Origin of the sequence: Paenibacillus sp. FSL H8-0283 (genome assembly GCF_045040675.1) — a bacterium.
Lineage (GTDB): Bacteria > Bacillota > Bacilli > Paenibacillales > Paenibacillaceae > Paenibacillus > Paenibacillus amylolyticus.
In genome coordinates, this window is the sequence record NZ_CP150295.1 from 152552 (window position 1) to 177647 (window position 25096).

Here is a 25096-nt window from a genome sequence, read left to right on the forward strand (position 1 = left end):
TGAAGATGAATCAATGAAGATGATTCGAAGTAAAAAGCTGCTGACGGCAGCTTTTTTCGTATATAAATACCGATTGGCGAGCGTTACGGTGTGTATATAAAACGATATGTCGATCCAAGGGCAATCAAGCTTTGGTATTGTTGACGGTAGTGCGGATTTCATGTTATCATATCCCATATCCTTTAGTTTGTTAGCACTTTACCATGTGAAAGTATTCTTGGAGAAATGAAGCATGATAAGGATTGAACTAAACCAATAGTTGAAGGCTTATGCGATAATACTGTGATTCAGGTTTATAAGATAGAATGGGGATTTACACTACATAAATCCTGTTGAAATAGAACGAGTGCAACTCTTAAATTACTGACTCGGGGTGAATATTACCAATGTCCAAACCAAAAGGTTTTGAAAAACCGACCGGATTCCGCGATTATACACCACATGTAGTATCCAAGCTGCGGACGATTGAACGCAATGTACTGGAATGTATGGAACGCTGGGGTTACCGTCAGATCATCACACCAACGATTGAATATTACGACACGGTAGGTGTGGCAAGCTCTACATCAGATCGCAAATTGTTTAAATTATTGAACAGCCGTGGAACCACGCTGGTGCTGAGATCGGATTTAACAGCTCCAATTGCACGCGTCGTTTCATCCATGCTCAAAGATGAGCAGTTGCCGCTGCGTCTGTCCTATCATGCGAACGTATTCCGTTCTATTGAAGAGGAAGCTGGACGTGAAGCTGAATTTTTCCAGACGGGCGTGGAGCTGGTTGGAGACGACTCACCTGAGGCGGATGCAGAAGTTGTTGCGCTTGCGATTGCCTCTTTGCAGGCAGCGGGAGTGTCTTCTTTTAAAATAGCGATGGGTCATATGGGATTCCTGAACGGATTACTGGAGGAAGTGATTCCAGGCCAGACCGCTGAGCAGGAGCAATTGAAGGAAGGGCTGCTCGGACGTGATTATGTCGGCTATCGCCAGTCGATTGAAGCATTGAATCTGGAGCCGAAGTTGAAAGAACAGCTTGAAGCGATCCTTCGTCTGCGTGGTGGCAAGGAAGTATGCACACATGCGGTAGAGCTAAGTTCAAGTGCTGAAGCAGCACAGTCGATTGCACATCTGTGTGCCGTATTCGAAGTGTTGGAAGCGTACGGTGTATCCGAGCATGTGCTGATTGATCTGACGATGATCGGTGATTTCTCCTATTATACAGGCATGACCTTTGAAGGGTATGCGGCAGAACTGGGTTCACCGGTATGTAGCGGCGGACGGTATGATAATCTGTTACAACAGTTTGGGCGCTCGTTGCCAGCTACAGGATTTGCCCTGAAAACGAACCGTATTATTGATGGTGTTCATGGCATTACGATTGAAGAGAAAAAACCGGTACTTATCCAATATACCCCGAAACGTCGGGCCGAGGCACTAACAGAAGCGGCAAGATTACGCAGTATGGGACAAAATGTAGTGACACTCCTTCTTCCTGAAGATGGGGCTGGGGCAAGTGCCGTATCGGTTGAAGCAAGAACCGTTCAAGCGGAGCAGGTTATTACTTACGGATCTGAAGAAGGAGGACGCTGAGATGTCGGATATTCTGAAGGTGGCCATGCCGAAGGGCCGAATCTATAAAAAAGCCTCCAAATTGTTTCGTGAAGCGGGGCTGGATATTCCAGAAGACGTGGACGATACACGCAGATTGGTCATCGAAGTACCGGAAGCGGGAATGGAATTCATTATGGCTAAGCCAGTAGATGTTCCAACATATGTGGAGTACGGTGTTGCTGATATCGGAATTGTTGGTAAAGACGTGCTACTGGAGGAAGATCGGGATGTGTACGAACTGTTGAATCTGGGAATCGCTCAGTGCCGTATGTCTGTGATCGGACTTCCAGACTGGAAGCCAGGCATCCAGCAACGTGTTGCAACGAAGTATCCAAGGATTGCTTCACAGTATTTCCGGGAGCAGGGGCAGCAGGTCGAGGTGATCAAGCTGAATGGTTCCATTGAGCTAGCGCCCCTGATTGGTCTGGCAGACCGGATTGTCGATCTGGTGGAGACAGGTCAGACACTGCGCGAGAACGGATTGGTGGAGATGACAAGCATTCTGGACATCACCAGCCGTCTTATCGCCAATCGGGTAAGTTATCGGATGAAAAATGCACGAATCCAGGCTTTGTGTGATGCACTTCAGCAGGTCATACCGACATCGAATGAGATATCGGCGGGAAGCTTTCGGGGATAAATTAATGCGTTGGAAACATAGATGAGAAACATACAAAGCAGAAGCAGAAGCAAAATTAAGAGTAAGAGACAAAATAAAGAAGCAAATTGGCCACATGAAGGCAGGTATACAGAGGATGAGGAGGTTGTACGTATGAAAATTGTACCTGCACGGGAGTTTGATCTGAAGCGGGAAGTGGAGTATGGCACGCCGGAGCAAAATGAAACGGTACGGCGTATTGTCAGCGACATTCGCCGTGAGGGTGATACGGCACTGCTGCGTTACACGGAGCAACTGGACCGCACAAAGCTGACGGCCGCGGAATTGCGCGTGCCGCAGGAAGAGCTACAGGCGGCTTATGCAGCCGTGGAGCCATCCTTTGTGACGGCGATCCGGCAAGCCGCCGCCAACATTCGTGCGTTTCATGAGAAACAGAAACGCAACTCGTGGATGGATTGGCAGCCGGACGGCAGCCTGCTGGGCCAGGTCATCCGACCGCTGAAGCGGGTCGGCGTCTATGTACCTGGCGGCAAAGCAGCGTATCCATCGTCTGTGCTGATGAATGTGATTCCGGCACAGGTGGCAGGCGTGCCGGAGATTGTTCTCGTGACGCCGCCGTCAACGAACGGTGGCGAAGGTATTAACCCGTACATCCTCGTTGCTGCTGCGGAAGCAGGCGTGAGCGAGATGTACCGGGTTGGCGGCGCTCAAGCTATCGCCGCCTTGGCTTACGGCACGGAGAGTATTGCACCGGTCGACAAGATCTGTGGACCGGGCAATATTTACGTGGCGCTCGCGAAGCGCGAGGTGTACGGTGCGGTCGATATCGATAGTATCGCCGGGCCGAGTGAGATTGTGGTGCTCGCCGATGATACGGCGAATCCAGTGTACGTCGCCGCCGACCTGTTGTCGCAGGCGGAACATGACGAGATGGCATCGGCCATTCTCGTCACGAATTCGGCCACGCTGGCGGAAGCCGTGCAGGGCGAAGTGCAGCGGCAGCTTGAAGTGCTGCCGCGGCGTGATATCGCTGCTGCTTCCGTGGAGCAGTATGGCGCTATTATTGTGGTTGATTCCATCGATGAGGGAATTGACGTGGTGAACCGGCTCGCACCGGAGCATCTGGAGATCATGGTGCAGGAGCCGATGGCTTACGCTGGCCGGATCGAAAATGCCGGCGCGATCTTCCTCGGCCCGTACAGCTCGGAGCCGGTAGGGGATTATTTTGCAGGACCCAATCACATTATACCGACCAATGGCACTGCGCGGTTCAGTTCGCCAGTGGACGTGGATGATTTTATCAAGAAATCGAGTCTGATCTATTATAGTAAAGAAGCGCTGCTGAAGAACGGAGCGGCTATTATAGAGTTGGCCCGCCATGAGGGTCTTGAAGGGCATGCCCGTGCAATTGCTGTACGGTTAGAACAGGAAGGAAAGGCGGAATCGGACAATGGATAAGCAAAATAATGGTGTGGAACTTGAAAACAAAGGTGCAGTGCGCCAAGCAGAGGTTGACCGCAAAACAAACGAGACCAATATCCAATTGGCCTTTAATGTAGATGGAACAGGACAATCCACGATTGAAACGGATGTACCTTTCCTGAATCATATGCTGGATCTGTTCACAAAGCACGGACTATTCGACCTGAACGTGCAGGCCCGCGGAGATATTGATATCGACGATCATCACACGGTTGAAGACATCGGAATCTGTCTCGGACAGACGTTGCGAGAAGCGTTGGGTGACAAACGTGGAATTAAGCGTTACGCCAGTGTTTTTGTACCAATGGACGAGGCACTCGCTCAGGTCATTATTGATGTGAGTAACCGACCTCACTTTGAATACCGTGCAGTATACCCTTCCCAACAAGTAGGCAGTTTCTCCACGGAGCTGGTACATGAATTCCTGTGGAAATTAGCGCTGGAAGCTCGGATTACGTTACATGTCATTGTGCACTATGGTCAGAACACCCACCACATGATTGAAGCGATCTTTAAAGCATTGGGACGTGCACTGGATGAAGCAACGATGATTGATCCACGTGTAACGGGTGTGCCTTCCACGAAGGGAGTGCTGTAGACGATGGCGATTGCAATTGTCGATTACGGTATGGGTAACCTGCACAGCGTCGGCAAAGCGGTCGAACGTCTTGGCTACGAAGCGCTGGTCACGGGTGACCGGGAAGAGATTCTTGGCGCAGATGGTGTCATTCTGCCAGGCGTAGGTGCTTTTGGTGATGCGATGGTTCATCTGCGGGAGAGCGGACTGGATACGGTGGTGAAGGAAGCCGCTGCCGGGTCTAAACCACTGCTCGGTATCTGTTTGGGCATGCAATTGTTATTCAGCTCAAGTGAAGAGCATGGTGAGCATGAGGGACTGGATATTTTGCCAGGTAAAGTGGTGCGATTCGCACCAGGAGAGCTGAAAGTTCCTCATATGGGATGGAACCGTTTGGAATTTCTGCACGCGGAAAATCCTCTATTTAGGGGGCTTGAGGCAGGTCACGTCTATTTTGTCCATTCCTATCATGCGCTTACTGAAAACAGGGACGATCTGCTGGCGGTAACGGATTACGGACATCCGGTGACAGCCATTGTAGGCAGAGGATCCAACTTCGGCATGCAATTCCACCCAGAGAAAAGTGGAGAGCTCGGTATGAAGCTGCTCGGCAACTTTTTGGCTCTGACAGGAGCACCTGTACAAAGGTAAAACATCATCTCTTCTTAACTATAGAAAGCGTACAAATCTAATTCATATTCAGGAGGCCTTGTATGTCATCTTTTATCCTATATCCGGCGATTGATATCCGGGACGGCAAATGTGTAAGACTGGTGCAGGGAGATTATAATCAGGAGACCGTGTATAACGATGACCCGGTTCAAGTGGCTCTATCCTGGGAGAAGCAAGGCGGTACATACGTTCATCTGGTCGATCTGGATGGTGCGAAAGCGGGTCATCCTGTTAACGATGAGCTGATCGGGCGGATTGCCTCGGCTGTGAACGTACCTGTTCAGGTGGGCGGCGGACTTCGTACGGTAGCGGATGTAGAACGTTTGCTGGGTCTGGGTGTTAGCCGGCTGATCATTGGAACAGCAGCGATTGAGGATCGTGCATTTACAGAGGAAGTACTGGGACGTTATGGCGACAAAGTGGCAATTGGCATCGATGCTCGTAACGGTTACGTGGCAACTCGCGGTTGGCTTGAAACATCGGAAGTGCAAGCAGAGGTGCTCGCGAAGGAACTGGCGGCATATGGAGCAGAAACATTTATCTTTACGGATATTTCCCGTGATGGCATGATGCAGGGTCCTAATGTGGAAGCGATTGTGTCTCTAGCTAAGGCAAGTGGACGGACGGTTATTGCTTCAGGCGGTGTGAGTGTAATGGATGATCTGCTTCGTCTGAGTCGCCACGCGGATGATGGTGTTGGTGGAGCAATTGTGGGTAAAGCACTGTATACGGGAAGCATCGATCTGTCTGAAGCAGTACGTGCGGTCAATAAGTAAGGGATATTCGGATAGAGAGGAAGAGGTAGCATGCTGGCAAAAAGAATCATCCCCTGTCTGGACGTGAAGGACGGCCGGGTCGTCAAAGGCGTCAACTTCGTTAATCTCCGCGATGCGGGTGATCCGGTAGAGCTGGCGGCACTATATGACCGCGAGGGCGCGGACGAATTGGTGTTTCTCGATATCTCCGCTTCGGTAGAAGGTCGCGAAACGATGGAAGAAGTCGTGCGGCAGACGGCGGGCGAGATCGCTATTCCCTTTACGGTAGGTGGTGGCATCTCCAAAGTGGAGGACATGAAGCGGATTCTCCGTGCAGGTGCCGACAAGATTGCAGTGAATACAGCCGCAGTACTTAATCCACAGTTGATTGCCGATGGCGCACGTCGTTTTGGTTCACAGTGTATCGTCGTAGCGATCGACGCCAAGTATAATGAAGCTTGGGGTGAGTGGGAGGTCTACACGCATGGTGGACGGAAACCATCCGGGATCAAGGCACTGGAATGGGTTAAACAGGCTGAGAGCTTGGGCGCGGGAGAAATTCTGCTCACAAGTATGGACGCGGACGGAACAAAAGACGGCTTTGATCTGAAGCTGACGGCAGCGGTAGCCGAATCTGTGCGTATTCCAGTCATCGCATCGGGCGGTGCGGGCAAGGAATCTCATTTCTATGATGTATTTACCACAGGCAAAGCGGACGCAGGGTTGGCCGCAACGATTTTCCATTACAAAGAAATCGCCGTACCGGCGTTAAAACAACATTTGAGAGAACAAGGGGTGGAGATCCGTGACTAAAGTGAGCGATGAAATCAAGGAACAGTTATCCTTGGAACAGGTTGTGGAACACATTCGTTGGAGTGACGGTTTGGTTCCTGCCATTGTGCAGGATGTAGATACTCGTGAAGTTTTAATGATGGCTTATATGAATCGCGAATCCCTGAAGTTGTCGCTGGAATCCGGTGAGACCTGGTTCTGGTCACGCTCGCGTCAGGAGTTGTGGCATAAAGGGGCAACATCTGGCAACGTGCAGACGATTACTTCCCTAAAATATGATTGTGACGGCGATACCTTGTTGGTAGAGGTGAAACCGAACGGTCCGGCTTGCCATACAGGGGCGGTAACTTGTTTCCATAATGAAATCATTGGTTTGCCAGAGAAATCGGCAGACAAGGCTTCGGATGAAGCGGGTGCGGCATCTGCTTCTGCAAGTTCCGGTTCCGAAAGTCGCTTTGAGGTATTGGCTGAACTGGAATCCGTTATTGCAGAGCGTGAACGTGAGCGTCCTGAGGGTGCATATACAACGTATCTGTTTGATAAAGGTGTAGACAAAATACTGAAAAAAATCGGTGAAGAAGCGTCCGAGACGATCATCGCCGCCAAAAATAAAGATAATGACGAGCTTCGTCTGGAAGTCAGTGACCTGATGTATCACCTGCTCGTCCTGTTACAAGAGCGCAAGCTACCGCTGGACGACATTATGTCAGAGCTGAGCCGCCGTCATGAACGGCCTCGCCGCGATTAGGAGGCGAGTTTCGTGCGTATAGACTATCATACACACCATGAGCGGTGTGGACATGCCGTGGGCAAACTGGAAGAGTACGTGCAGCGTGGTGTGGAGATCGGACTATCCCAGATTGGATTGTCCGATCACATGCCATTGTTGCATGTCGATCCGGCTCAATATTATCCGGAAATGGCGATGCCTATGGATGAGCTGCCGCGTTACGTAGAGGAGTGTTTCTCCCTGAAAGAACGTTACCGTGGTCAGATTGACGTACGTGTTGGTCTGGAAGGTGACTATATTGAAGGCTGGGAAACAGAGATCCGCGCGATCATTGAGCGCTATCCATGGGATTATGTGATTGGCTCTGTTCATTTTCTCGGGGAATGGGACATTACGGATTTCCGCCAGACCCATCACTGGGAGGGCAAAGACATCCTTGAGGTATATCGTCAGTACTACGATGCCGTAAGCAAGGCAGCCGCCACGGGCATGTACGATATTATGGGCCATACGGATGTCATTAAACGGTTTGGCTTTGTTCCTTCAACGGAGCAGACAGAAGAACGTATCTCACTGGAGAACGCAGCGCTGCAGGCTATTGCCAAAAGTGGTTGCGCCATGGAGCTGAATGCTTCCGGGATATCGAAGCCTTGTGCCGAGATGTTCCCTAGTCGCAGAATGCTGACAGAAGCCATTCGCTTGGGTATTCCATTAACCATGGGCTCTGATGCACATGACCCACTGAAGCTGGGCGATTATTTGCCTGAAGCTGAAGCACTTTTACATGAGTTGGGCTGTACGGAAGTCGCTGTTTTTGAAGGCCGTCATCGCTCGTTCATTCCTTTAAATGTATAAACCATTAGAGTATAATGAGGGTAGGAAATAACCTTTTAGATAAGGGATTATATAGGGACTTCAACCCTCGGGAGGGCATTATGCAGCATTCGTTACGTATTTTTTCCGGTTCATCGAACCCTAAGCTGGCAGAACAGGTATGTGACAAGCTGGGTGTACAACTGGGCAAGATCAAGCTGTCCAGGTTCAAGAGCGGAGAAATATACGTTCATTATGAAGAAACGATCCGTAATTGTGATGTTTTTCTGGTACAGTCGTTGTCTCATCCGATTAATGAGCTGTTTGTCGAGCTGTTGGTGATGATTGATGCCGCAAAGAGGGCGTCAGCGCGCACTGTGAACATCATCGTTCCGTATTACGGCTATGCTCGTCAAGAGCGCAAATCTGCTCCACGGGAACCGATCTCGGCCAAGATGGTAGCAGATGTATTAACTACGGCTGGCGCCAATCGAGTGGTAACGATCGACCTGCACGCAGCGGCCATTCAGGGATTCTTCAACATTCCGGTTGACCATATGACATCACTGGATCTGATTAGTGATTATCTGTTAAGCAAAGGAATCAAGAACCCTGTTGTCGTCTCCCCGGATGCGGGACGAGCATCGATGGCAGAGAAGCTGGCGAACCGTCTGGATTCTCCATTTGCCATTATGATCAAGAAACGTCCAAGCCATAATGAATCGGTGATTACCCATGTCATTGGTGATGTAGAAGGACGGACACCTATTATTATTGAGGATTTGATTGACACTGGAACAACCATTCTGAATGTTGTGGAAGGGTTGAAGGAGCGTGGCTCCAAAAATGTATATGTATGTGCAACACACGGATTGTTCTCGGATGGGGCAGTAAGTAAATTGAATCACCCGTCAATTGAAGAGGTGGTCGTTACGGACTCGATCGCACTGCCAGATGACCACCCTGAATGCTTCAAAGTGTTACCTGTTGCGCCAATGCTGGCCCGCGCCGTACGCATTATTGTGGATGGTGGCTCCATGGCCACATTGTTTAAAGATTCTGGCATATAGAGCATCGAGGATATAACGTTGTGTTGCCAGATGAACTGTTCCGTGTCTGAGTTGTTGTCTGCTCAGCACGGTTTTTTTGTTTTTGCTCTTTGAATTCAATTCTTGCTTTGCTGCTCAGAGGCTTGTGCTATAATAACATAAAATCAGTTATGATAGCGTTATCATATAGTATTCAGCCCCTAAGGTGAGATGGATGCTGAACAGTAGAACCACGGCTGAGAACATTGGCATCGTGGAGTGAGGAGTGGGGTCTATTGTCGCGTACTTGGTATTATCGACTGTTGTTTTCGTATTTCCCTATTTTCTTTTTTACCATGACGATCCTTATTTTTATCGCATTTGTTTTCATAAATGACGTCTCCAGGGAAGAGACCAGAAAGGCAGATCGGATCTCCTCCAGTTACTTGGAGTCTACACTGGATCGTACGATCCGGGATATTGAGCTATCTGTGACCGAAACAGTACAGAACACACAAGCTTACAAGCTTTATTTTAATAACACCGTCCAGACCAGCTCGGACACGGTCTATTCAATTGCACAGAATTTGCGCGAACTGTCCAGTTCTTCTTCATGGATTCAATCCATCTATATCTACGACAAGAGAAACGACAGAGTTTTGACAGTAAGTGGCTCCAGAGAATCGGACAGCTTCTCGGATAAGGTGTGGATTGATCGGATTGTTAACGGGCCAATCGGGTCGGGCTGGCAACCAGTCCGGGAAATCGAGGTGGACTTTCAGCAACCTGTACGGGTACTGACAGTGAATAAGGGCATGCCTTTACCTTTTGGCTCCGAGGGTACACTGGTCATTAATATCAAGATGAGCAGTATTGAGCAAAGTGTGGATAGTATGGTTAATGGGCAACTTTCCTTTCTGACGATTACGGATCGTGAGGGCAAGATTGTGTATAATGCCCATTCCGATTATGAAGGCGCAGTGAATGGAAAGGAGCTAAATCATTTACCGCTAGACAGATTGGGCTGGACCCTGTCCAGTGGAATTAAGGCGGGCAACTTGTTTGGCTGGGTATCCGTAGTTTCCTACGTGTGGATTGTAATTGGAATGGTGACTGTTATCTGTGCCATCGTTTATATAGTCTATATTACTCGTCGTAACTATAAGCCTATTCAGATCATCATGAACCGGATTGAAGCTCATCAAATCCGCGCGTTGGAAAACTCAGGCACTCGGACCGATGAGATGAAGATGATTGATGGTGTTCTTGAGAATCTGATCAATCATATGATGGACTATGATAAGAAGAGCAGAGAGAACGCACTTTTACAACGCAGCAGGCTGTTTAATGCCTTACTGCTTGGGGAACATATGGATCAAGTTTCAGAGCAATTGAAGGATCTGTCTCCTTTTGATGAAGTGCATGACTCGTCCCGTTTTGCCGTTGTGGTTGGAGAAATCAACAAGTATGAAAAGGGGTTCCAGGAACGGTTTACGAGAGGTGAACAAAATACGCTGAAGTTTGCTTTGATGAACGTTCTGCAGGAACTATCACGTAATATGGGAGTGCAGTGCTGGGCTGAATGGATCAGCGCAGATCGAGTAGCGATACTCTTTCTGTCCAAAGAAGATAGTGACAGTAACAGCTCGGATATGTCAGGGCAGATTCGCATTGTGGCAGAGGAATGTCAATCTTGGGTGGAACAGAATCTGCGTATTTCCCTTAGCTTTGGTATTGGGCCTATTGCTGAAGGCATAGGATCGATTCGGGATTCCTATGCAGCAGCCGAGACGGTAATGCAACGCAAGCTTTTGATGAATGGTGACGTGGGGCAAGCCGAGTGCGGAGAGCATCAGCATCCTTTGCTGGATACTTACACTTACCTGCAGATGATTGCCGACTTTGTTAAACGATTCCGCATGTCGAGTGTTCAGTGGCGTGATCAACTGGAAGAGATTTTCACAGCATTTGAGCGAAATAAACTGCCAGATGACGAGATTCGCTCTCTCATCCAGGCGATGTTACAGATGCTCAGTAGAGAAGTCGCAATGATGTCAGAGAAGCTGCAAGAAGAGCTGTCAGAAGAGAACATTAACAAGTGGCTCAAGTTGATGGAAGAGGCAGAGACACTTGAGGATATCAAAGGCCTTCTGTTTGATAATCTGACGGATCTGTTCAGAACCTATGTGGCGGTCACTGAAACCAAGAGTTACAAAGCAATGGTTAACGAAATGAAAGCCTATATTGAAGAACAGTTTGCTAATCCAGATCTTTCATTGAAACATCTGAGTGATCGATTTCAGATTACGGGCAAACATGCGAGTTATTTGTTTAAGACCGAATTCAACATGAAGTTTGTTGATTTTGTTACAGAGCTTCGCATGAAGGAGGCCGAACAGCTTCTGTTAAAAACGGATCATTCCTTGCAGGACATTGCTTTGAAAGTAGGATACGCGAACGGGATTACTTTAGGCCGTGTGTTTAAACGGGTGATGGGTATTACACCAGGGGATTATCGTCGTTTGAAACGTGAACACCTTGATCTCGAAGAATGACAAGAATATAGATGTTCATGGCTTAAGTAAATACAGGGTGAGTTTTAGGCAGTCGCTCTTCACTGAGAGAGCGGACAGTCTGGGATTCACCCTGTTTGTATTATTCAGTTATAAACTGAAAGGGAAGTAACTACTTGTGTGCGAGATTACAAGGATATTCCCACTTTTTTCTATTTACGAATATAAGCAGTATGTGAAAATGGTTTATCCGAATATGAGCAGAGTGTTCTGTGTCAGAGGGGGCAGACTAGCACTAAAGCCTTTAGCAGCAAGGGGTTGGAAAATAGTCAGTCTGCGATAATAATCAGAGTGTATAAACCATAATCCGTATGTAAACGCTTACGAAACTAGTTTATTGTAAGAAAGACGAGAGATGTGGAATACTCAGAGCAAGCTTCAAAAACATTCACGCAAAGCCAAAGGGGATGAACGGAATGACAAGAAAAGGGAGTCTAAAGAAGTTGATGGGTTTGGCGCTTACAGCAGTAATGGGCGTCTCACTACTTGCGGGGTGCTCATCTGCTGATAACAAATCAGCAGAAGGTGGGGCATCTGGCGATGGAAAACGCGTCACATTAAAGGTGGAGCTTTTCGACCGTGGTAAAACACCTTCTCAGTACACGATCTCAAATAACTTTATCTCTCAAATGATTCAAAAGAACTTTGGTGATCCGAACAACATTGACGTACAGTTCGTACCTGTTCAACGTTCTGAGGAAGTAACCAAGCTGAATGTCCTGATGGCTAGTGCTTCGGATGTTCCGGATATTGTCTTCGTTTATGACTCCAGCGTGTTTTACCGCTATGCACAACAAGGCGGGTTGACAGATGTAGGTGATCTGATTAATCAGTATGGACCGAATCTGAAAAAGTTTTTGGGCGAAGATACATTAAAGTTTGGTCAAGTGGAGGGACAGCAGTTTGCTATACCGGGTAAACGTGCGATTACAGCGCGGTACAGCTCCTTCATTCGTCAAGATTGGTTAGATAAGCTGGGAATGCCAGCACCTCAAACAACAGATGAGTTGTATAACACAGTGAAAGCTTTTAAAGAAAAAGATCCTGGCAATGTGGGAAGTCAAAACATTCCTATGGGTTTTGCGCTTGCACCAGCTTCCTATGAACCACTCATCTATTCTTTCATTAAGCCAATCGCTGGTGATAAGACTTATGCTCAACGCTATGAACTGCCTCTGCATGAAGGATTCAAAGAATCCATGCAGTTCTTGAACAAGCTATACAACGAAGGATTGATCAGTAAGGATTTCAGCTTGGATAAGGATAAAACCCAGTTAAACAAAGACGTTGCAAATGGAAATACTGGTTTCTTCTCTGAAGATGTGGACTCTATTTTCTGGCCAGATGGATCTTATGATCTGTTGAAAACAAACAAACCGGACAGCAACTTGGCTCCGCTCGATGCATACACCAATGCGAATGCTGATGGAAAACATATCAAGTCTCGTTATGGTTCGAATGGTATGTACATCATGATTCCGAAGAGCAGCGAACGTGCGGCAGAAGCAATTAAATATCTGGATTGGATGGCTTCCGATAAAAACCTCACTGCCATTTATGATGGTGTGGAAGGCGAGAACTATGATCTGGTAGACGGCATTCCGGTTGCTAAAGCAGACGCTACTCAAGAAGCAAAAGATCGTCTGTTCAATGCAGGAGATACCGCAATTATTTCGAACGGTAAAAACCTTGGTGATCAAGCACAAAATGAAAAAGCTTGGATCATGGGATTCCCTCCAGCGAATCAGGAAATTTTGAAAAAAGCACTTGAAGTTGCAAACACAGATACTGTTGGACCAATTGTCTTCAGCAAGCCAATTCAGACAGAGATGAAGTATAGCACAGCACTGACAGATAAATTGGACGTTATTATCGTAAAAACAGCGATGGCAAAACCTGAAGAATTCGATGCTGTATTTGAAAAAGAAATGGCTGACTACATGTCCTTGGGTGGAACAGAGCTGAAAAAAGAATTGGAAGCTGCTGAACAATAAGTTTGAACAAAATGTGTGTAAATTGAAGTGTTTCGATGAAGCCTGTGCCGTCTCTTGGATGGCGGCATAGCGTTTCTTCGTTTGTGAGGAGGAGAGAGAGACATGACCACATACTTGAAGAGATACTGGCAACTGTATGCGCTAATTTCACTACCCCTTATTTATTTTATCATTTTCCGATACGGACCAATGTACGGTGTGCAGATCGCTTTTAAAGACTTTAACCTGTTTCAAGGTATTAACGGTAGTGAATGGATCGGTTTTGATGCTTTTCGCGAGGTATTCGCAATGCCGGACTTCTACACTACGCTACGTAACACATTTATGCTGAATTTTCTTGATCTGATCGTTTCATTCCCTGCTCCAATCATTCTGGCCATTATGCTCTATGAGGTAAGGTTTAAATGGTTTAAGAAAATTTCACAGACCATTTTGTACATTCCTCACTTTATCTCCTGGGTTATCATCGGGGGAATTGTATACCAATTGTTTGGTAATCAATCTGGTATGGTAAACGGTATTCTGGAAAGTATGGGCCTAAATTCAATTCCGTTTTTGACAGAGAAAAACCCTTGGCTTGTTACTTACCTGTTCACAGGTGTGTGGCAAAGTGCTGGGTGGGGAACCATTCTATATCTGGCTGCATTAACCGGCGTTAACAAGGAATTGTTCGAAGCAGCTGAGATTGATGGTGCAACGCGGCTGAAGAGAATCTGGCATATTACACTGCCAAGTATTAAACCAACCATTGTAACCTTGCTTATCCTTAATCTCGGAAATATGGTCAGCATCGGTTTTGACCGGCCTTATGTTATTGGTAATACGGCTGTTCGTGAATATTCCGATGTACTCAGTACCTTTGTATACAGAATGGGTATACAGTCTGGACAGTATACACTTGCAACGGTTGTCGGCTTATTCCAGGCTGTTGTCGGATTGATCTTTGTACTCGGCTCAAACTATATCTCGAAGAAAACAACCGGTGAAGGAATACTATAATTTTAGGGAAATAATAAAATTTGTTACATTTGGTTTGTTGAACGTATAGACCATCAGTAAAGGAGTTGTGCGCAGATGAGTGACCGCACCTCGAACCGGATTTTTGATATTGTCAATGTCTCCTTTATCACCTTATTTGTTATATTCTGTCTTGCTCCGTTTCTGCACACGATTGCGATATCGCTAAGTTCGAACCGGGCCATTACATCAGGTGAAGTAACCATCTTCCCAAAGGAATTTAACTGGGATGCATATGGGCAAGTATTTTCGGATCATTCCATGATCTATTCACTAGGCTTCACCACGGTTCTTACGATAGCTACGACAGCGCTGTGCATGTTGTTTACCATTGCTGCAGCGTACCCGCTCACGAAGAAAAAATTAAAAGGTCGCAAAATGTTTATGTACGTCATCATCATCACCATGTTCTTCAGCGGAGGGATTATTCCCGAATATTTGCTGATTCGTGACCTGCATTTGCTGAATTCCGTTTGGGCTTTGATTCTACCAGGATTAGTGAGTCCGTTTAACTTGATTATCCTGATCTCCTTCTTCCGTGGGATACCGGAGAGCTTAGAAGAATCGGCTGAGATCGACGGAAGCTCACATGTACACACGCTCTTTAAAATTATTCTGCCATTATCCATGCCAGTAATCGCTACACTCAGTTTGTTCTATGCGGTTGGACGCTGGAATGGTTTTCAGGATTCCCTGATGTACATCACGGATCCGAAGCTATATCCACTTCAACTAAAGCTCTATCAAATGGTACAGAACAACATGGTTAGTGAGCTTACATTAATGGAAGGTGCCAACCGGACCAGATTAACTCCAGAGAGTCTTAAGGCTGCAACGGTCGTGTTCGCAACAGTACCTATCCTACTGGTATATCCATGGTTGCAAAAGTATTTCGTCAGCGGTGCGATGCTGGGAGCGGTTAAAGGATAATGTTGGGTGATCCCCGTACACACAAGAACTGATATCAGGGGAAGGAGAAGGAAATGAATATGCAGGGAGAAGACAAGGGCGAATACTCATTCTCGACATGTTGGAACATCAGGAAACATCCCATAGGGGAAGATATGATTCGGGAGATTGCGGATCTCGGCTTTCGTCGGGTGGAGCTCAATTATAATGTGACGAAGGAGATGCTCACGACGATTGAGCCCATGATTGAGCGTGGAGAGATCGGAATTTCTAGTGTCCACAACACCTTTCCACATGACCCTGATCCAGACTACGGTACGGATTCCATCTTGCTCGGCTTCGAAGATGAAGTGAAACGTAAGCGGGCGATCGAATTGCTGGTAGAGTCAGCTGAATATGCCCAACGTTATGGTGGAGAAGCTGTTGTTGTACACCCGGGAGAGGTACCTTTTCCTGAGGATATCAGCAAAGACCTTGGAAAGATCTATAACGAGGAAGGTCCGGACTCACCGAAGTATCGGAGCAAATGGGCTGAATTGATGGAGCGGCGGGAAGCCCTCAGTTCAGGGTATGTGGAGAAAATTATCGCCAGTCTGGATGAGGTATGCAATCGGGCGGCAGCTAAAGGTCTGGATGTTCGTTTTGGCATCGAGACAAGATCCCGACCACAACAGATTCCTACCCTTGCCGAAGCCAAGACCATCATCACGGCCCTCAAAGGGGCTCCGGTTGGTATCTGGTACGATACCGGTCATGCCATAATGATGGACCGAATGGGCCTTTATGACAGTGTGGGAGAAATGCGGGGCCTGATGGATGATATCGTAGGGGTCCATATCCATGAGACGCTTGGTCTCTCGGATCACTGGTGCCCGTATGTACACAGTAAGGATATGAACTTCTATGATGCCTATCTGCCGATGATTCGCCGGGCACAGGTGAAGGTGTATGAGTTGAAGTCTGCCTGTAAGGCAGAAGAGATTCATGAGAGTCATGACTTGCTAATGAAGAAGCTTGGAGTGACAGAGTAGGCGCGGTGATGTGGGAAACAGTTTGCATGTTCACAGCATGTGTTTAACGACTGTTTTCTCAGTGACGGAGACCCATAAATATGTAGTAAAACAAGCACAGGTTTTCTAGCGACTTTTGTAGAAATATGATATATACTGACGAGAAAAATGAACTCACCTACGGGCGGTATGAGTAGGCTTCCGGTCTGAATTGAAGGCACTGAAGCAACATACTCCGCACATCGGGAGAATGCATTGGTATGGAGGGGACTGCACATGTACAAACAACTGGTGGACAGTAATGACAGAGCGGTAGAAAGAGGCATATCCCGGCAGATGCTTGACCCGGAAAGCCGTTACTATGGAGGGACAATTGATCCCTTCACAGGTGTTGCCTGGGTCAACCATACGACTGGAACGCCCACGGATATGTGTTACTGGGGAGCTGCGCTCTCCAATCCGGACTCTATCTATTACCGGGATGAATCGTTGTTAAATCGACTGCTGTTAGCTACGGAATTTGTACTCCGCTTCCAGCATGAAGACGGTTCAATATCGCCTGGCTGGACCAATTACCATTCCCCTCCAGATACTGCATTTGTCGTTGTAGGGTATTCACAGTTGTATCAGCTTCTTCAGCAACAAGAATGGGAGCCGCTTCAACCTGTATTGAACAATATGAGGCTGTTTCTGGAACGGACAATCCCAACCATGCTTACGGGAGGTTGTCATACGCCCAATCATCGCTGGGTGCTATGCGCGGCGCTTGGTTTCCTGCATGAAATATTTGATCTGGAGGAAGCTGTGCAGCGCGCAGAGCAGTGGATGGATGAAGGCATGGATATTACACCTGATGGGGAGTGGACAGAACGGAGCAATGGGATATACAGCGCAGTTAGCGACATCATGTTAATTCATGCTGCGCGCCTGCTCAATCGTCCTGAACTGCTGGAACCAGTGAGGCTTAATCTCCGCATGATGGTGTATCTGGTCCATCCAACGGGTGAAATTGTTACGGATTATTCAGGGCGACAGGATCTGGGCAGTGTTCATGATCTGTCACCTTATTATCTGCCTTATGCCATTTTGGCTCGGCTGGACGGTGATCCACTCTTAGCCGGTATGGCAGCCTGGGCTGGAGATACATTGACAGATCCGGGAGTATGTTCGGTGAATACGCTCATTCGATTAATGCTTGAGCCGGAGCTTCAACAGACCAATGACACACGTGATGCATTACCGGAACAGTATGAGGTCATGCTGAATGAACATTTTGTACGGGGAGAATATCTGGAGCAGATGGACGCAGTAGGGCATCACGGTCGTATTTCGCACAGTCGGATGCATACGGATTTTGGTGCTCCGGTAGCCCGAATTCGGGATGATGCTACAAGTGTGACTGTGATGACAGAAGTTCCTTCTTTCTTCGCGCTTCGTCATGGCAAGGTGCGCCTGCTGGCTGTGCAACTGGCCTCATACTTTAATCCAGGGTATGTACCTATGCAGCAAATGACGAGGCTGTCCGAAGGCTATCGACTAACTGGTGAGCAGAAAAAAGGTTATTACGGCCCAATCCCTGCGAACCTGCTGCCAGAATCGGCTGCATCAGATATAAGTCCATGGTATTTGTTACCTCATCAGAGTCGTCAGCTTACTCATGAGCAGACATTCCGTGTAGGAGCAGAATTACAGCCAACGGAAAACGGATGGAACATGCATCTATCTGGACAGGAACCGGAGGACATTATGATGCAGTTATCCTTTGTATTCGGAAGCGAAGGTGAGCTGACCTGTGAGGACGCGATTGAAACGAGTGAGGGTCACTATTTGTGGAAAGGCGGTACATTACGCTATACCTGCGGAGAAGACTGGCTGGAGATCACTGGGGGCGAACTGGGTCATCTGGCGGCAACGGTACGTGAGGCAAAACTGCCGGACAAGTGTAAGGTTGTGCTGGTCAATTTCATGACGCCGTTTGATAAAACCCTTCATATTTCACTTTCTCCTTCGATGGCGTCGAAAATCTAGATTTATTAGATATTTAAGCCATAATAGTTAGAAGACCGAGCCCAAATGCTCGGTCTTCTTTTTTTACGAACGACTGCAATTAACGTTCTAAAATGATATTCCCACTGTCCAGCTCAGTCCAGTAATGTATGAACTATGATCATTTCAGTTGCTCTAACGCAGTTTCGATTGGTTTAGTGAACAGAGGATCATCTTTGGTTTTGCTCCAGTAAACGATAAAAATATTTCCTTTCTCATATAGAAAAGGGAATGTTGTAAATTGGGCGCTTTCCATGTGTTTATTGAATTCTTTTGTCCCGTTGATGCGATCCTTTTCAGAATTGAAAATATAAAAATGTATAAATTCAGGGCTATATGGTTCTTCTTCTACGGGCACTTCAACGGAGTACACCTCAGGTACAACATCATCTAATTTCAAAGGATACCCGGTTATACCAAAGGACACTAAATCCAGTTCTTGAGACTCGAGCGCTCTCAGTACATCATCTAATGTGAACTTATTTTCTATGTTTTCTATATCTTTTGAACATCCATTCAAAGCAAACAAGCATATTAAGATGAATATAAGTGGTTTTATCTTTGAGATCCTCAATATAACATCCCCTTTAAATATTTATTTTTTATTACATACGCGAAAAAGAGGCTGACCGTCAGAGCTAATATACGTTGTTTGATTTTTTATGGAGATAAACCACTAAAAAGGACAATAAAGATAATAATACCATAGACTACACTCGTATTAGTATAACCGGACCGAATCCAGTTAGATGCCGCGTAACCGACAAGAATAGACTAATGCAATACTGCAAAGAGAGCCTATGGTAAGTGAGTGTAGTAGTCTCTAGGTAAACATGGTTTTCCTTTGAATAAACAACGCTCCAAGGTGATAGGTTTCCGCAAAATGGAATATCACCTTCTTTTGCATTTTTTTCATAAACGACATGAAACTACATATTGAGAAGTGGGCCTTAAGATGTGGTATACTGAAGAGTATGAATGAAATGCAAAGAGGAGGTGCCTTGGAAGATGAAGGGCAAGCTAGTGCGGGCTGAGGGACACCTTGCCAATATTATACCGATTCACTTGGATGCTTCTTTCTTTTTTGAAAGAGCTGTCCGCTCGCTGGACCGAAATCATGTCGACAAGGCATTAAAATATTTTCGCAAAGCTGTTGAATACGAACCGGAAAATCCGGTAAATCATTGTAATATGGCGGGTATATTATCGGAGAAGGGGGATTACGAAGCCTCCAATGCCATTCTGGCTAACGTGCTGGAAGTGGTAGATCCGTCAATGACGGAATGTTATTTTTATATGGCGAACAATTATGCAAATATGGATCGGTTTGAGGAAGCCGAGCAAGCACTTGTTACCTATCTGGAGGAGGACACCCAAGGTCAGTTCATGACGGAAGCCGAAGAGATGATGGAGCTTCTGTACTATGAGCTGGATCGTCCGACCAAACTGAATCGAATCAAATCACGCAAAGGTGTAGTGGAGCACGATCAGGCACGGGAACTGCTGGAAGAAGGAAAATTTGCACAGGCTGCTGAATTGCTCGAAGGCATGTCTTCTGATTATCCTGATTACTTGGCTGCCCGTAACAATCTGGCACTCGCCTACTATTATATGGGTCTGTTTCCCAAAGCAAAAGAGACCATTGCCGAAGTGCTTGAACAGGAACCAGGTAATCTGCATGCACTCTGTAATTTGGCCATTTTCCATCAAAATGAGAACCGGGCTGATCAGGTTTTGCTTCTGATCAAAAAATTGCGGGTCATCGTGCCCTTCCAGCACGAACAAGTCTACAAACTGGCGACAACGATGGGAATTCTGGGCCAACACGATACGGCTTATGTTCACTTCCGGCGTTTGCTCAAGGACGAAGAGACAGCTGCTGATCCGGCACTTGCTCACTATGCAGCAGTGGCGGCTTATAATACAGAACGATATGATGCTGCTGAGCGTTTATGGCATCATGTGTCCAAGCTTGATCCGGGTTCCGAAGTATCCCGGTATTATCTGTCAGGTCTTGAGGCTGTAAAACAAGGCGAGCAAGAGCCAGAGAAGCTAAGTTATCATTATCATCTACCATTTGATGAGCAATTCAGACAGTGGGAGAACTATGGTAGTGGCATACCTGAAGAAATGAAAAATGATCCACTGATTCGCTCATCTTTCTTCTGGGCATTGCGTCATGGTGATCGGGCAACCAAGCTACAGGTGATTCATGCGCTTGGGATGATCGGTGACTATGAGGTGCAGCAGGCTCTGCAATCCTTTATTGAAGAGACTGGAGAAGAAAAGGATCTGCTTGAGGCAGCACAGACTGTACTGAACGGATTGAAATCGGCTGAACATGAGGATCGGAATTCTCAGGTGGTTCGACCCTTTTCTCCTGTAGCCTTGAAGTCTATTGGGAAGGTTCCATCCACATCAGAGCAATCGGACACTGGATCAACCTCCCATTGGCAGGCTGTTGTTGATCGTGCGTTACAGATGTCTGAAGCAAAGGCTGAGTTGCAGCAAGAGATGGAACGGCTCTGGACGGATTATGTATCCCGGGTACATCCGGAGTTTCCGGGTACGAAGCAGATTGAGGGTTGGGCTGCAGGACTTGAATACTTGGCAGCGAAGAATCACAGTCGGCCCGTTACCTATCAAAGCATTGCTGAGCGGTATGGGATATCGGCATCAACGGTTAGCAAGTATGCTAAACAGATTCATTCGGTTTGTAACAGCAAGCCACCACTAGTATAGAAAGTTCGCTTCAACTCGTTTTCAGAAAGACATCAACAGGTGAAGGATACAACAACCGGGAAAACGGGTAAACTTAACGAATGGGCTTCGTAAACGCCTGTAGGATATCATCTTGGCAAGTTCATCGCTAGTACAACACATTCTCACCTTAATTAAGGAGGCTGTATCTATATGTCTAAATACAGAACGATTGTGATCGGAACGGGACCTGCGGGTCTGACAGCAGCGATATATCTGGCTCGTGCTAATCTGAAACCACTGGTTATCGAAGGTCTTCAGCCGGGTGGTCAATTGACGACGACAACGGAAGTTGAGAATTTCCCCGGTTTCCCGCAAGGTATCATGGGTCCGGAACTGATGGACAACATGCGTAAGCAAGCTGAACGTTTTGGAGCGGAATTCAAAAACGGTTGGGTGGAAGAGGTTGATTTCAGCAAACCGCCCTTCAAGGTCAAAGTTGGAGGAATCGGTGAACTGGAAGCTGAATCGATCATTATCTCCACAGGTGCTTCCGCTCGTTACCTCGGTATTCCGGGCGAGCAGGAAAATGTGGGACGTGGTGTAAGTACATGCGCGACATGTGACGGATTTTTCTTCCGAGGCAAAAAAATCGTGGTCGTGGGCGGTGGAGACTCCGCGATGGAGGAAGCGAGTTTCCTGACTCGTTTTGCAACAGACGTGACATTGGTTCACCGCCGGGATGAATTACGTGCATCCAAGATTATGCAGGATCGGGCTCGCAGCAATGAAAAGGTGAAGTGGGCGCTGAACCGTACTCCACTCGAGGTCGTACCAGAAGCTTTGGGTGTCAAAGGGCTGAAAGTGCGCAACAACGAGACGGGGCAGGAAGAGTTGCTTGAAGCAGATGGCGTATTCGTTGCCATTGGTCACACACCGAATACCGGATTCCTGGGTAATGCGATTGCACTGGACGAACATGGCTATGTTGTCGTTAAACCCGGAACAACGGAGACCAATATTCCAGGTGTATTTGCCTGTGGTGATGTTCAGGATACGAAATATCGTCAAGCTATTACGGCTGCAGGATCAGGATGTATGGCCGCGATGGATTGTGAGAAGTTCCTTGAAGGAAGCATTGTCCATGATTGGAGCGAAACGTTGGATAAATAAGCATTACATGCGTGAGGTTAGGCATATGCTGGGAATAAGAGACAACGGGAAGTCTCATGAAATGAGAGAAGCCGGAAGGCTTCTCTTTTTTTGAAACTACAGTGGGCATGAGATCGTATACATATAGGGCATATTAGCTGTGAGGTGAAGATTTTGGGGGAAATGATAAAAGATTGGTTACAGAATGCGACAGTGAGACGATTTTTGATCCTGCTCTTGTTCTGTTTAATTTTGTTCAGTATGGGGAGTATGCTACACATGATTCTGCTGTTGTTCCTGGTGACGTATGTCATGAACAGGTTACAGCATTTCATTACAGGTGGTTTAAATCGGTTGTTTCCAATCAATTATAAAGTTGTTGTCATCCTACTCTATATGATTGTGATTGCAGTCATTGTGCTTGGCATTTCCAGATATTCACCACGGATCGTGGATCAGGTTGTTCAGTTGACGAACGAGATTATGAAATTTCTGGATAGTGCAGACGGTGATAATTTTGCATCCAAAATTGCGGGTTATCTTCAATCATTCGATATTAAAAATTACACCAATGATGCATTGAAATATATTTTCGCTTTGAGCAAATGGCTGGAGTTTATTCTGCTCGTTATCATTCTGAGTCTGTTCTTCTTGTTGCAAAAGCAGGAGATATCCAAGTTCACGTCCAAGTTTAAAACAAGTAAAATCGGATGGTTCTACAATGAAGTTGCTTATCTGGGAGACAAATTCGTATCTTCTTTTGGTAAAGTCATTGAGGCGCAGCTTCTTATTGCGGTGTTTAATACAGTACTGACGATACTGGGCTTATGGATTCTGGGTTTCCCGTATCTGTTCGCTCTGACCATTCTGGTGTTCATGCTCAGTCTGGTTCCCGTTGCGGGGGTTATCATCTCACTTGTACCGCTCTGTCTGATTGGGTATCAGATGGGTGGACTGAAATTAAGCATTATTGTGATCATCATGATTATTGTTATTCATGCTTTGGAGACGTACTTCCTGAATCCAAAACTGATGGCACACAAGACCAAATTGCCAATGTTCTACACCTTTATCGTACTAATTCTGTCGCAACACTTCCTGGGGATCTGGGGACTGATCATTGGTATTCCGATTTTTGTCTTCCTGCTTGATATTCTGGATGTGAACAAGATGGAGAAGACAGAAGAGCCGGTACGTGTGGAAACGAAGTTATAACGTAGAAAAATCAACTGAGTCAGCCCAATTTCTACAATTTCAGATTTTCATAAAAGTAAGGGAGTCTTCCTGTGGATGGAAGGCTCTTTTTTTGTTGGCAATACCGTCATTAGATAGCTTTCTGCGTAAGAATGACAGGTGGCGGGGTGCATAAGACGAGTCACCACTCTGAGGGGGCGAAGATCATCTTTTATGAATGGAACGAGTGAAGATGCAATATCATGAGTTGAGGCTTCCTCTGTTATGGGGAGGAAGGAATAAAGCGTGCGTTTATAAATGAAGGTAATGAGGATGTATACGTATTCAAAAACGGTGCGTGATGTGGTTCACAACCCCGGCGGAGCAGGAGGTACTAGAGGTCTTCTCGTCTTGACCCAGGCGTATCCTTCAATTATAGTTGGTACGTAGGACTTAAACTATTTTAGATAGATAAAGGTGGCTTGCAGCATGTCTGAGAAAATCTACGTTGGGGTCGATCTCGGCGGAACAGCAATCAAGGTCGGTATATGCGATGAACAAGGTCAGCTAATGCATACGTATGAAGGACCGACTGAAGTGGATAAGGGCGTAGACACGGTCATCGCCAACATCGAGAAGTATGTCCGACATATCGTAGCCGAATCACCTTACAGTTGGGAACAGCTTGAGGGTGTAGGTGCTGGAGTGGCCGGTTTCACGAATGTACGCGAGGGAATTATCGTTCATGCCCCTAACATCGGATTTCGGAATGTGGCCATTCGTTCGATTCTGGAAGAACGTCTGGGCAAGCCAATCAAAATAGATAACGATGCAAACGTGGCTGCACTGGGTGAAGTCTGGGCAGGTGCCGGCAAAGGCGTAGACAACTGCGTATGTTATACACTCGGTACGGGTGTTGGCGGAGGTTTGATCCTGAATGGTAACATTTATCAGGGTTTCTCCGGTATGGCGGGAGAACTGGGTCATATCAGTGTTGTACCTGATCTGGAAGCCATCAAATGCGGTTGTGGTAAAATGGGATGTGTAGAAACAGTATCGTCTGCAACGGGTATTATCCGTATGGCAAAGGATGCCGTAGAGCGCGGGGATCATACGTCACTGGCACTCGTCGACAAGATTGCAGCCAAAGAAGTATTTGAAGCTGCCAAGGCAGGCGATGAAGTGGCACAGCGCATTGTGAATCGTGCGGCCTTTTACCTGGGCAAGTCCATGGCTACTGTAGCAGCTGTCATTAACCCGGAGATGTTCATCATCGGTGGCGGCGTATCCAAAGCGGGCAATTTCTTGTTTGATGAAATCCGTACTGTGTTTGCTAAGCTGACGCCAGAACCGTTGCAAGATGGGGTTCAGATTCTGGAAGCTACACTTGGTAATAATGCAGGTATTGTGGGTGCAGCAGGTCTTCTCTTGCGTTCCTAGTATCCTC

General features: G+C 46.9%; 21 protein-coding genes. 20 read left to right on the forward strand and 1 reads right to left on the reverse strand.

The window, feature by feature from the left end; all coding sequences use genetic code 11:
* Positions 1-386: 386 nt before the first annotated feature.
* The 16 genes from MHI52_RS00770 to MHI52_RS00845 all read left to right on the forward strand — a co-directional run bounded on the left by MHI52_RS00770 (position 387) and on the right by MHI52_RS00845 (position 18606).
* Complete coding sequence (locus tag MHI52_RS00770; protein WP_405158262.1) at positions 387-1586, forward strand: ATP phosphoribosyltransferase regulatory subunit; 1200 nt, start codon at positions 387-389, stop codon at positions 1584-1586.
* Between the two features lies 1 nt (position 1587).
* A complete protein-coding gene (gene hisG / locus MHI52_RS00775; RefSeq protein WP_315371828.1) occupies positions 1588-2247 on the forward strand; it encodes an ATP phosphoribosyltransferase in 660 nt (219 codons plus the stop codon).
* Positions 2248-2379: 132 nt separating this feature from the next.
* Positions 2380-3684, forward strand: a complete 1305-nt coding sequence (gene hisD / locus MHI52_RS00780; protein ID WP_340031597.1) for a histidinol dehydrogenase — start codon at positions 2380-2382, stop codon at positions 3682-3684.
* The gene (gene hisB / locus MHI52_RS00785; RefSeq protein WP_405158263.1) at positions 3677-4306 is read left to right on the forward strand and encodes an imidazoleglycerol-phosphate dehydratase HisB; all 630 of its coding nucleotides are present in this window, start codon (positions 3677-3679) and stop codon (positions 4304-4306) included. Before hisD ends, hisB begins: the two co-directional genes overlap by 8 nt.
* Positions 4307-4309: 3 nt before the next feature.
* A complete protein-coding gene (gene hisH / locus MHI52_RS00790) occupies positions 4310-4936 on the forward strand; it encodes an imidazole glycerol phosphate synthase subunit HisH (protein WP_100526428.1) in 627 nt (208 codons plus the stop codon).
* 62 nt (positions 4937-4998) lie between these two features.
* The gene (gene hisA / locus MHI52_RS00795) at positions 4999-5733 is read left to right on the forward strand and encodes a 1-(5-phosphoribosyl)-5-[(5-phosphoribosylamino)methylideneamino]imidazole-4-carboxamide isomerase (RefSeq protein WP_047841450.1); all 735 of its coding nucleotides are present in this window, start codon (positions 4999-5001) and stop codon (positions 5731-5733) included.
* A gap of 30 nt (positions 5734-5763) precedes the next feature.
* Positions 5764-6525, forward strand: coding sequence for an imidazole glycerol phosphate synthase subunit HisF (hisF, locus tag MHI52_RS00800; protein ID WP_405158264.1), 762 nt, complete (start codon positions 5764-5766; stop codon positions 6523-6525).
* Entirely contained in the window at positions 6518-7252 is a 735-nt protein-coding gene (gene hisIE, locus MHI52_RS00805; protein WP_127546306.1) for a bifunctional phosphoribosyl-AMP cyclohydrolase/phosphoribosyl-ATP diphosphatase HisIE, read from the forward strand. The genes hisF and hisIE overlap by 8 nt, the downstream gene beginning before the upstream one ends.
* A 12-nt stretch (positions 7253-7264) precedes the next feature.
* On the forward strand, positions 7265-8089 hold the full coding sequence (gene hisJ / locus MHI52_RS00810) for a histidinol-phosphatase HisJ (protein WP_036674758.1): 825 nt from the start codon (positions 7265-7267) through the stop codon (positions 8087-8089).
* Between the two features lie 80 nt (positions 8090-8169).
* Positions 8170-9117, forward strand: a complete 948-nt coding sequence (locus tag MHI52_RS00815; protein ID WP_405158265.1) for a ribose-phosphate diphosphokinase — start codon at positions 8170-8172, stop codon at positions 9115-9117.
* Positions 9118-9371: 254 nt separating this feature from the next.
* Positions 9372-11630 (forward strand): AraC family transcriptional regulator, encoded by a 2259-nt coding sequence (locus MHI52_RS00820; protein WP_282319735.1) that lies wholly within the window; start codon positions 9372-9374, stop codon positions 11628-11630.
* A 425-nt stretch (positions 11631-12055) separates the two neighbouring features.
* Positions 12056-13642 carry an extracellular solute-binding protein gene (locus MHI52_RS00825; RefSeq protein ID WP_074092960.1) on the forward strand — a complete coding sequence of 529 codons (1587 nt, stop codon included), beginning with the start codon at positions 12056-12058 and terminating at the stop codon, positions 13640-13642.
* Positions 13643-13744: 102 nt separating this feature from the next.
* Positions 13745-14641, forward strand: a complete 897-nt coding sequence (locus MHI52_RS00830; RefSeq protein WP_074092961.1) for a sugar ABC transporter permease — start codon at positions 13745-13747, stop codon at positions 14639-14641.
* A 75-nt stretch (positions 14642-14716) separates the two neighbouring features.
* The gene (locus MHI52_RS00835) at positions 14717-15589 is read left to right on the forward strand and encodes a carbohydrate ABC transporter permease (RefSeq protein ID WP_074092962.1); all 873 of its coding nucleotides are present in this window, start codon (positions 14717-14719) and stop codon (positions 15587-15589) included.
* Positions 15590-15648: 59 nt separating this feature from the next.
* Positions 15649-16599 carry a sugar phosphate isomerase/epimerase gene (locus MHI52_RS00840; protein ID WP_282322250.1) on the forward strand — a complete coding sequence of 317 codons (951 nt, stop codon included), beginning with the start codon at positions 15649-15651 and terminating at the stop codon, positions 16597-16599.
* Between the two features lie 255 nt (positions 16600-16854).
* The gene (locus MHI52_RS00845) at positions 16855-18606 is read left to right on the forward strand and encodes a hypothetical protein (protein ID WP_340018869.1); all 1752 of its coding nucleotides are present in this window, start codon (positions 16855-16857) and stop codon (positions 18604-18606) included.
* Positions 18607-18745: 139 nt separating this feature from the next.
* Here MHI52_RS00845 and MHI52_RS00850 read toward each other — a convergent pair whose 3' ends face one another.
* The gene (locus tag MHI52_RS00850; protein ID WP_340388311.1) at positions 18746-19153 is read right to left on the reverse strand and encodes a hypothetical protein; all 408 of its coding nucleotides are present in this window, start codon (positions 19151-19153) and stop codon (positions 18746-18748) included.
* 479 nt (positions 19154-19632) lie between these two features.
* Here MHI52_RS00850 and MHI52_RS00855 point away from each other — a divergent pair, with 479 nt between their 5' ends.
* From MHI52_RS00855 to MHI52_RS00870, 4 genes are all read left to right on the forward strand, one after another.
* The gene (locus MHI52_RS00855; RefSeq protein WP_340388314.1) at positions 19633-21366 is read left to right on the forward strand and encodes a tetratricopeptide repeat protein; all 1734 of its coding nucleotides are present in this window, start codon (positions 19633-19635) and stop codon (positions 21364-21366) included.
* 171 nt (positions 21367-21537) lie between these two features.
* On the forward strand, positions 21538-22497 hold the full coding sequence (trxB, locus tag MHI52_RS00860) for a thioredoxin-disulfide reductase (RefSeq protein WP_036674745.1): 960 nt from the start codon (positions 21538-21540) through the stop codon (positions 22495-22497).
* A gap of 162 nt (positions 22498-22659) precedes the next feature.
* Entirely contained in the window at positions 22660-23691 is a 1032-nt protein-coding gene (locus tag MHI52_RS00865; protein ID WP_036616412.1) for an AI-2E family transporter, read from the forward strand.
* Positions 23692-24138: 447 nt separating this feature from the next.
* A complete protein-coding gene (locus MHI52_RS00870) occupies positions 24139-25089 on the forward strand; it encodes an ROK family glucokinase (RefSeq protein ID WP_340388316.1) in 951 nt (316 codons plus the stop codon).
* The last annotated feature ends 7 nt before the right edge of the window (positions 25090-25096 follow it).